A 9,583-nucleotide genomic window follows, 5' to 3' on the forward strand; every position below is an offset into this window, starting at 1 on the left:
ATCCTCATCCAAATAAAAGGTTGTAAGGAAAAAGCTGATGATGCAACAATGCGTATACCGAAGTAGTTCATTGCATATTGTAACGCGAATAATCTTTGAATTAAAGACTTGACAGGAATTGCCTAAATTCTATTTTAAGCCATCCTGTTGCCGTTTTTTAAGGCTGCTGTTGACTTCTTTAAGTTGCTGTTCAGCCTTTGAATTGCCCTTGGGCTGGAAGTACTGCTTCTTTTTTAGCTTGTCGGGAAGGTACTGCTGGGCAACCCAGTCATTATCGTAATCATGTGGGTAGAGATAACCGTTTCCGTGTCCCAATTTCTTGGCACCGGAATAGTGAGCGTCGCGTAAGTGGGCTGGAATGTCGATGCCGTTGCTGTGCTTAAGGTCAGCCAGCGCAGCATCCATAGCGGCATAGGCCGAGTTGGATTTTGGTGAAAGAGCCAATTCAATGACTGCGTTTGCAATTGGTATTCGCGCTTCGGGTAAACCAAGCGATTGCGCCGTTTGAATAGCCAAAATTGCTCTTTGTGCAGCAGGAGGGTTGGCCAAACCGATGTCCTCGTAGGCGATGACGGACAGGCGCCGAATCAGGATTGGTAGATCGCCCGATTCGATAATTCGGGCTGCGTAATGCAGAGCGGCATCCACATCCGAACCACGAATCGACTTTTGTAATGCCGAAATCACGTCATAATGGGCATCGCCGTCTTTATCGGCCGCCAAAGATTGTCGTTGCGTCGTTTCTTCGATGACTGGCAGGGTAATTTGAATCACACCCTCGGCATCAGGTTTAGTTGACAAGACCGCTAACTCTAGCGAGTTCAAAGCGCCACGCAAGTCGCCGTTTGTCGCGCGCGTCAATAACTGCAGTGCGTCAGGTGCCAAATTAACCTTGTAGTCACCCAAACCATTTTCCTTGTCATGCAGCGCTCGATCAATGGCCTTGGCAATATCCTCTTCGGAAAGTGAGTGGACCTGGAAAATCTGAGTACGGGAGCGAATGGCTGGCGTAACGTTGATGTAGGGATTTTCCGTCGTTGCGCCAATTAGAATAATCTGCCCAGATTCTAGCAGCGGTAAAAGAAAGTCCTGCTTAACCTTGTTTAAACGATGGATTTCATCCAATAGTAAAACAACAGTTCCCGACATCTTGGCTTCTTCAGCCACGATTTGCAGGTCCTTTTGACTATCAGTTGCCGCGTTCAAAGAACGGAAAGCATACTTGGAAGAACCCGCAATGGCCGAAGCAATCGAGGTTTTCCCTGTTCCAGGAGGGCCGTATAAAATCATGGAGGATAGACGGTGGGCCACCACCATTCGCCAAATAATTTTTTCGGGTCCGATTAGGTCCTGTTGGCCAACAATATCTTCAATTTTCTTGGGCCGCATACGAAAGGCGAGCGGCTTTTGCTGTGCCATGTTTTTTCCTTAGTTATAGTAAATTTGATCGAAATTAACCGCGTGATCAGCCGCAAGAACAACGGCGACGGGATCAGCTTGCTTGCTGACAGTTGAACTGTCAGATAAGAGCGTGAAAGGGTGATTCGTGCTCGTTGCCATCGTCAGGTAGGCAGTGAAATCATCACCGAGCAAAGCCTGGTTGATTAGCAGCTTCCCTTCGCTATTTTCTTGCATTAAGTTACGGAGCCAAGCTTGAACATTTGCATCATCGACTTGGGAAACTTTGACAGCCGCCATGACACGTTCGCGGAAGGTGCCCAGATAGCGATTCTGCTCATCTGGGTTAACTTTGGGGGCGCCACCTGTCATTTGTTCTTGCTGTAAACGTTCGTTGATGTCCATGGGCATCTCCTTTTTAATTGCTCCCTCTATTATACGTAAAAAATAGCCACAAAAAAACCACCCCGAAGAGGTGGCTTAAACCGAAAAGATTAATCTTAACGGTTGTAGAATTCGACGATAAGCGCTTCGTTAATGTCGGCATCCAATTCTTCGCGTTCAGGCAAACGAACAAGCTTACCTTCCAACTTATCAGCATCGAATTCAACGAATTGTGGACGTGACACAACTGATTCGATAGCGATTTGGATAGGAACAATGTTCTTTGACTTTTCGCGAACTGAGATAACCTGACCAGGCACTACTTCGTATGAAGGGATATCAACGCGCTTGCCATCAACCAAAATGTGGCCGTGGTTAACAAGTTGACGAGCTTGTGCACGAGTAGTTGCCAAACCGAGACGGTAAACCAATGAATCCAAACGACGTTCCAACAAGATCATGAAGTTAGTACCGTGGGTACCTTGACGGATCTTACCAGCTTTGTTGAACAAAGTGTGGAATTGACGTTCAGTCAAACCGTAAGTGAAACGCAACTTTTGCTTTTCGCGCAACTGCATTCCATATTCGGAAACCTTACCGCGACGGCCTTGGCCGTGATCTCCTGGGGCGTAGGCACGGCGAGACAATTCCTTACCGGTACCTGACAATGAAACACCTAAACGACGTGAAATACGCCATTTTGGTCCTGTATAACGTGACATGCAAAATGTCCTCCAAAATGTATTTTGCTGTACATTGAAGGGTAGGCACCAGATGCGTGCAGCGTCAAAATTTTACGTTTCTCAGGGACAGTAGCTATGCCCTTACTAACGAATCGAGACGCTGTTGACGCGCTTCTTTGCCTACTGCTACTCAATAAACAACTTCAATAAGTATACCAGCTTTTCGGTCCTTTGCCAAATTCTTAAGAAAGCGATAAAAGGGCTCTAGAACAGCTTTCAAATGAAAAAAATAGTGTATCGTTTAACTTAGAATATTAAATAAGTAGGATTGGGATAGAAATTATGTGGATTACCATCTTAATCACTGCAATTGTGGTCGTTTTCTTGGGTGGAATCGCCATTCTTGTAGTACAAAGAAGAAATTTAGCTAAGGCATCGGTCTTAGAACAACGTAAAAAAGATTTGGTCAACTTGAAAGTTCACGATCAATTGGTCGATGCCCGTAAGATGGCTTTGACTGGTAAGTCTTTGGCTGATTACCAGGACTTGGAAGGACGCTATGGTAAGATTCGTAATACTAGCTTCCTGAATATTGATCAAGGGTTGAACCTTGTGATGTCGGATGCTTCTGGTTTTAACCTCTGGAAAACTCAAAAAGAGCTAAAGGAAGTTACCCAGTTAGTTGATGACACGGATGATGAAATTCAGGCAATCCAGGATGGCTTGGTTCAGTTGCAAGATGCCACACAGCGCCACGAAAAGGCATTGGAAGAATTGCAAGGTTCTTATACCATTGCCCGTCAGACCCTAAAGAATCAAAAGAACACTTTTGGACCGGCCTACCCAGCCTTAATGAAGTTTATCGACCAGTTGGAAGCGGACTTCAAGCACTTTTCAGATTACACCAAGAGTGGGGATCAAGTTGCCGCCGGTGAGATTTACGAACAGCTGGGCATGGAAAGCACCCAGCTTGAAACCATGCAAAACGATGTCCCCCAACTTTTCCAAAGCTTGAACCATCGCTACGTTGATCAGTTGATGGAATTGGCGGATGCCTACGATGCCCTAGTTCGTGATGGGATTGTTTTTGAAGGCGACGCCATTCCGAATGAATTGAATCAACTGGATAATGATCGTTTGGAAACCTTGGACTTATTGGCTGACTTGAAGCTAAAGGAAGTTAAGGACCACAATTCAGACATCGAAATGCGTATCCAATCCCTTTATGACTTAATGCAAAAGGAAATGGATGCTCGCAAAGCCTACGTCACGAACCGACCAAAGGTTAGTGATCAACTTGCTCGTTTAAAGGAACAAAACCAAGTTTTGGCCCTCGAATTGGATCGTTTGCGCTCAAGCTTTACCTTTAACCATCAAGAGGTTGAAAAGCGTAATGAATTGTTGAACCAGATTGAACAGGTTGAGGCTAGCATTCAAGCGGCTCGACAAGAAATCGATTTGCGTCGTTTAACCTATAGCCAAGCGCTTGAACTACAAAAGCAGTGGGTGGCAAACTTTGACCAACTTGAAAAAGATCAGGTTGAAATCTGGCAGTCTGTCCGTCAGCTCGAACCCGCTCGCGAATCGGCTCGTAAGATGACCGAAGAAGAAGTTGATCAGGTTAAGAGTATTCGTCACCGTCTCGAACGAATGAATTTGCCAGGTCTACCAGCGGTTTACCTTGAGTACTTCTACAACGTAACTGGCGAAATCGAACGTCTTAACCAGAGCGTGAGCCAAAAAGTAACGGACATGGACGAAGTTCAGCGTCAAATGAACATTGTTGCGGCTGACCTCGATACTCTCAAGGAAAAGACCCAACAAATCATGGATGAAGCGAACTTAGCTGAACAGCTCATGCAGTACGCTAATCGTTACCGCGCTAATAGCAGTGATGTTGAGCGTGCTTATCGTGAAGCTGACCGTATCTACCACCAAGATTTCCAATATGGCCGTGTGATGGATATCCTTGGTAAGGCTCTTGATCAAGTCGACGTAGGTATTTATGAAAAAATCGTAAATTCTTACCAGCGTCATCGTCCAGAAATTTAAGCTAGTAAAAAGCAGCAATCATTATGATTGCTGCTTTTTTATTTCTGATTCAAGGATGAATGGCGAATGCCATAGGTGAAGTACCAGATAATTCCAAGTGTAATCCAGATAGCGTACATCCAAAGCGTTTCGTGAGGCAAACGTAGAATTAAGAAGAGACTAATCAAACCAGTCAAGAAAGGCAAGACGGGGTAGAAGGGAACCTTGAAACCGTCGTGCTGCAAATCTTTGCGTCGGCGAAGAAAGAGAACGCCGAAACTAATCAACATGAAGGCTGACAAAGTTCCGATGTTAATCAAGGCTGCCAAGGTGTCCAAAGGAACCAAACCAGCAAAGATTGATTCAACAACCACAGCCAGAACTAAGGCGCGGTTTGGAATCTTGTTTTTGATGCTAATCTTCCCAAGACCTCTTGGCAAGAGACCATCACGCCCAAAGGAGTAGGCCAAACGTGACGAGGCATAGACCAAAGCCAAAACCGCGGTAAACATTCCGGCTAGGGCACCAACAGTGATAACCATCGAGAATTGGTTTTGGTGAACGGCTTGAAGGGCAAAGGCTGCGGGATCATCAACGTTCAACTTCTTGTAATTAACCATTCCAGTCAAGACGATGGCAAACAAAGTGTAAAGCGTTGCTGAAATCACAACCGTTCCCAAGATTCCACGTGACATGGTCTTTTTGGGGTTCTTAACTTCAGCAGCGTGGGCCGCAATGGTATCGAAGCCCAGGAAGGCAAAGATGATACTTGCAGTTGCGGCACCAATGCCACCCAAGCCTAACCAACCAGTACGGAATTCCTTTGGATAGAAGGGTACGTAGTTGCTACCCTTAACGAAGAAGGCACCAACCACAATAAAGAGAACTAGGATGATGATTTTTAGGTAAACGGCACCGTTTTCGATTTTCTTGGAAGTGTTCAAACCGCGAGCGATAATGAGACTAACGAAGACAATCAAGAGTACGGCAATCAGGTTAATGACACCACCCGCGGCAGGCCCCGCTTGCAAATACTTCGGTAGGGGGATGCCAAACATTTTCAAAAGATTGTTACAGTAAGCGGCAAAACCAGTTGAAATAGCGGATACGGCCAAGAAGTATTCAACAATTAAGGACCAACCCAGTAACCAGCCGATTAATTCACCATAGATAACCGACCCATAGGAGTAGGCTGAACCGGCAACGGGCATGGCAGAAGAAAATTCCGCGAAGGCCATGCCGGCCATCCCAGAAAAGAGGGCGGCAAGCAAAAAGGAAATGGCAACAGCTGGACCAGCATGCTGGGCTGCTTCAATCCCTGGCAAAATAAAGATTCCGGAACCGATAACGGTACCAACCCCAAGCCCAATCAAGTCTTTGGTGGATAGAACTCGCTTCATTTGTGAATCTTTGGCGAGGTAGCCATCAACGGATTCCCGTTGAAAGGCACGTTTCAATAAATTCATAGTCTTTTCTCACAATTCTAATTAATTTAACATAAATCCATTCTACTATCACTAGCTTTGAATGTCGAAAGTTTTTTGATTTTAAGGAGTCAATTTTACGCAACAAAAACTTTCCTACTATTATAAAGGAAAGTTTTTCTTAGTCATCATTTATTACTTAAAGATGAGTGCCGAATGCCGTAACTGAAATACCAAATGATGCCAACCACTACCCAGGCAGCGTATAACCATAGGGTTTCGTGGGGAAGTCCGAGAATTAAAAGGAAACTCAAAATTCCAGTCAGAATTGGCAAAATCGGATAAAGCGGCATTTTGAAACCCTCATGTTGAAGGTCCGCCCGTCGGCGGAGTGGAATAATGCCAAAACTAATAAACAAGAACGCGGTTAGAGTCCCAATGTTGATTAAGGAAGTCAGGGCACCAACCGTGATCACCATTGAAAATTGGTTTTGATGAACGACTTGTAGCGCAAAGGCGGCCGCATCATCGACATTCAAGCGCTTGTAGTTAACCATGCCCGTGAGAACGAAGGCGAAGAGCGTATAGAGAACTGCAGAAATCACGACGGTACTCAAAATTGAACGCGACATGGTTTTCTTGGGATTTTTCGCTTCAGCAGCATGGGCCGCAATGGTATCAAAACCAATAAAGGCAAAAATAACACCAGAAGTGGCACTAAAAATTCCACCTAGTCCCAGTGGACCGAAATGGAATTCCTTCGGATAAAAGGGCACGTGGTTGCTATGCTTGACGAAGAAGGATCCTAGAATAATAAAGAGTAATAGAATCGCGATTTTGATGTAAACGGCAGTGTTTTCAATTTTCTTGAAAAGACTGAGTCCGTTAGCGATGATGAGACTAATCACGAGGATTAAAAGAACGGCCAGTAAATTAATGACACCACCACGGGCCGGTCCCATCTGTAAATATGTAGGAAGCGGAATGCCCATTGAGTCCAAGAGATTGTTAGAATAGGCGGCAAAACCGGTTGAAATTGCCGAAACTGACAAGAAGTATTCAACAATCAAAGACCAACCGAGCAGCCAACCAATTAGCTCGCCGTATATGACGGATCCGTAGGAATAAGCTGAACCCGCAACGGGCATCGCCGAGGAAAATTCAGCGAAGGCCATGCCAGCCATTCCTGAAAAAATCGCAGCGATTAAAAAAGAAATAGAAACAGCTGGCCCAGCATGCGTCGCGGCTTCAATACCGGGAAGAATGAAGATTCCAGTTCCGATTACGGCTCCAATTCCTAGGGCAATTAAGTCACGAGTTGTTAAAACTCGTTTGAGTTGCGAGTCTTTGTTGAGGTACCCGTCGATTGATTCGCGTTTGAAAGCACGTCTTAATTGGTTCATATATTTCTCACAATCCTAATTTATTACACATATAGTGTTGATTAATTCTATTATGAAAGGGATTGTAAATTGATGAAATTTGTTAAATAAGCTCACACATCAATCCATAACGAAAATATTTAGCATGTTAAAATATGTTTCGTACTATATAAGTAAGCCGTGTTTTTCGATTTAAGAAATAGGGGGGTGACCATCATGCAAAATGGAAAAGTAATTGTCGTTTTTGGTCCAACAGGAGTCGGTAAGACGACCATCACACATTATCTGAATGAAAAATGGGGCATTCCCCAAGTCATCACGCATACCACCCGTGCGCCGCGCATCGGTGAGGTGAACGGGCAGGATTATTATTTTGAAAGTCCGGAAAGTTTCGCTAAGAATCACTACCTAGAAGATGTTACCTATGCCGGCAATCATTACGGTTCATCCTGGGAAGGTTTGGAAAGGGCTTGGGAGCACCACAAAATTGCTAGCATCGTTCTTGATTCGGTCGGGGCTGAAACCTACATGAAAGAATTGGGGGATGATGTCGTCCTGCTTTATGTAACCATTTCTAATCCTAAAATCCTGATGGAGCGTCTTAAGCGGCGAGGCGATCTGCCGGCTGCAATGGCGAAGCGCTTGAATTCTGCTGATTTTGAACGTGACTTGGCTTTGCCAGACGCTTTGAAGGGGAAAGCAACTGTCATTAAGAACGATGATTGGCCGCTAACAAAAAGTGCCTTGGATAGGCTCGTTGAAAAATTAGAATCTTGATTTTATTGACTTTAAGATATTTTCGTTATAGGATAATGTCAATTATTAAAGAGTTTTAATAAAAGAGGAAGATTATGCCAACAGCCAAAGAAGCCATTTTGAAGAAGATGAACAAGAACCTTCTAGCAATGAAGCCCGGAATCATCCGTGCTTTTGATGAGAAGGTCAGTTCAATCCCAGATATCGTAAAGCTGACATTGGGAGAGCCTGACTTTGATGTTCCGGATCATATTAAAGCGGCAGCGATTAAATCAATTGAAGACAATGATTCCCACTATGCCCCTTCCAATGGAAGTATGGCTTTGCGCCAAGCAATTAGTAGCTTCATGAAGGACCGATACGGACTCGACTACAAGGCGGATTCCGAAATCATTGTAACTGTTGGTGCGACTGAGGGGATTTTTGATTCCTTGACTGCCGTACTTAACCCTGGTGACGGTCTTTTGGTTCCTTCGCCAATTTTCCCCTTTTACGTCAGCGATGGTCAGTTAGAAGGTGTCGATACCATTAGTGTGGATACTTCTGATGATGGGTTTAAGCTAACGCCAGCTAAGTTATCCGCGACGATTGCGGAGTATGGCGATAAGATTAAGGCCTTGGTCTTGAACTTTCCCTCAAATCCAACTGGTGTAACTTACTCAGCCGATGAATTGAAGGCACTAGCCGATGTTATTTCAAAGACCGACATTGTCGTCATTTCGGATGAAATCTATGCCGAATTGTCATACGACCAGAAACATGTCTCCATTGCAAAGTTTTTGCCAGACCAAACTTTGGTATTGAATGGCGTCTCAAAGTCACATGCAATGACTGGATACCGGATTGGTTTTATTGCAGGACCAGCAAACTTGATTTCTTTGATCACTATCGTTCATCAATGTACAACTACGACTGCCTCTAATCCAGCTATGGCCGCTGCGGTCGAAGCCTTTGGTACCGAAGCTGGAAAAGAAGATACCAAAAAGATGAAGGAAGCTTATCGTCAACGTCGCGATTTCTTATATGAAGCTTTGACAAAGCTTGGCTTCCAGATTGCTAATCCAGGTGGTGCATTCTATCTCTTCGCTAAGATTCCTGAAGGCCAGAACCAAGATGACATGGCCTTCTGTGTGGAACTTGCTGAGAAGGCAAAGGTCGCTTTCATTCCAGGGTCAGCTTTTGGTAAGGGTGGCCAAGGATACGTTCGTTTAAGTTATGCGGCATCAATGGATAACCTCAAGAAAGTTGCTAGCCGAGTAACCAAGTTTATGAATGATAAATAATCATACGAATATTTATCGAATGTATGCATAGTTCATGATCAGAAGGCGAACAATATTATTTAAATAACTTACTAAAAACGGTTATAACGAAAGTCTCAAAAAACGATCAAAAACCCCTTGCGCGCAGGGCAGTAAGCTGGTAGACTATTTATTGTTCTTGAGGGGGGCCGAGGCAGCGACGAGCGAAAATAAAGCTTGTCAAAGCTCAGGCAATCTGCTAGAATAATTAAGTCGCACCGAGC

General features: G+C 44.5%; 8 protein-coding genes. 3 read left to right on the top strand and 5 right to left on the bottom strand.

The features are described from left to right. Positions 1-129: 129 nt before the first annotated feature. From ABSY64_RS06810 to rpsD, 3 genes are all read right to left on the bottom strand, one after another. A complete protein-coding gene (locus tag ABSY64_RS06810; RefSeq protein WP_349642333.1) occupies positions 130-1,419 on the bottom strand; it encodes a replication-associated recombination protein A in 1,290 nt (429 codons plus the stop codon). A gap of 9 nt (positions 1,420-1,428) precedes the next feature. Then, positions 1,429-1,803, bottom strand: coding sequence for a DUF1694 domain-containing protein (locus tag ABSY64_RS06815; RefSeq protein ID WP_349642334.1), 375 nt, complete (start codon positions 1,801-1,803; stop codon positions 1,429-1,431). A gap of 95 nt (positions 1,804-1,898) precedes the next feature. Further along, positions 1,899-2,504: a 30S ribosomal protein S4 gene (rpsD, locus tag ABSY64_RS06820; RefSeq protein WP_349642335.1), complete on the bottom strand. Its 606-nt coding sequence runs from the start codon at positions 2,502-2,504 to the stop codon at positions 1,899-1,901. Between the two features lie 303 nt (positions 2,505-2,807). On the opposite strand from rpsD, the gene ABSY64_RS06825 reads away from it, so the two are divergent. After that, entirely contained in the window at positions 2,808-4,517 is a 1,710-nt protein-coding gene (locus ABSY64_RS06825; protein ID WP_349642336.1) for a septation ring formation regulator EzrA, read from the top strand. Between the two features lie 38 nt (positions 4,518-4,555). Here ABSY64_RS06825 and ABSY64_RS06830 read toward each other — a convergent pair whose 3' ends face one another. Together ABSY64_RS06830 and ABSY64_RS06835 are read right to left on the bottom strand one after the other, a co-directional pair. After that, positions 4,556-5,962, bottom strand: a complete 1,407-nt coding sequence (locus ABSY64_RS06830; protein ID WP_349642337.1) for an APC family permease — start codon at positions 5,960-5,962, stop codon at positions 4,556-4,558. Positions 5,963-6,108: 146 nt separating this feature from the next. Beyond that, on the bottom strand, positions 6,109-7,323 hold the full coding sequence (locus tag ABSY64_RS06835; RefSeq protein WP_349642338.1) for an APC family permease: 1,215 nt from the start codon (positions 7,321-7,323) through the stop codon (positions 6,109-6,111). A 195-nt stretch (positions 7,324-7,518) separates the two neighbouring features. Here ABSY64_RS06835 and ABSY64_RS06840 point away from each other — a divergent pair, with 195 nt between their 5' ends. Further along, positions 7,519-8,079 (top strand): guanylate kinase, encoded by a 561-nt coding sequence (locus tag ABSY64_RS06840; RefSeq protein ID WP_349642339.1) that lies wholly within the window; start codon positions 7,519-7,521, stop codon positions 8,077-8,079. Positions 8,080-8,153: 74 nt separating this feature from the next. Beyond that, positions 8,154-9,341: an aminotransferase class I/II-fold pyridoxal phosphate-dependent enzyme gene (locus ABSY64_RS06845; RefSeq protein WP_349642340.1), complete on the top strand. Its 1,188-nt coding sequence runs from the start codon at positions 8,154-8,156 to the stop codon at positions 9,339-9,341. Positions 9,342-9,583: the final 242 nt, after the last annotated feature.

The organism is Eupransor demetentiae, from assembly GCF_963930865.1.
GTDB lineage: Bacteria > Bacillota > Bacilli > Lactobacillales > Lactobacillaceae > Eupransor > Eupransor demetentiae.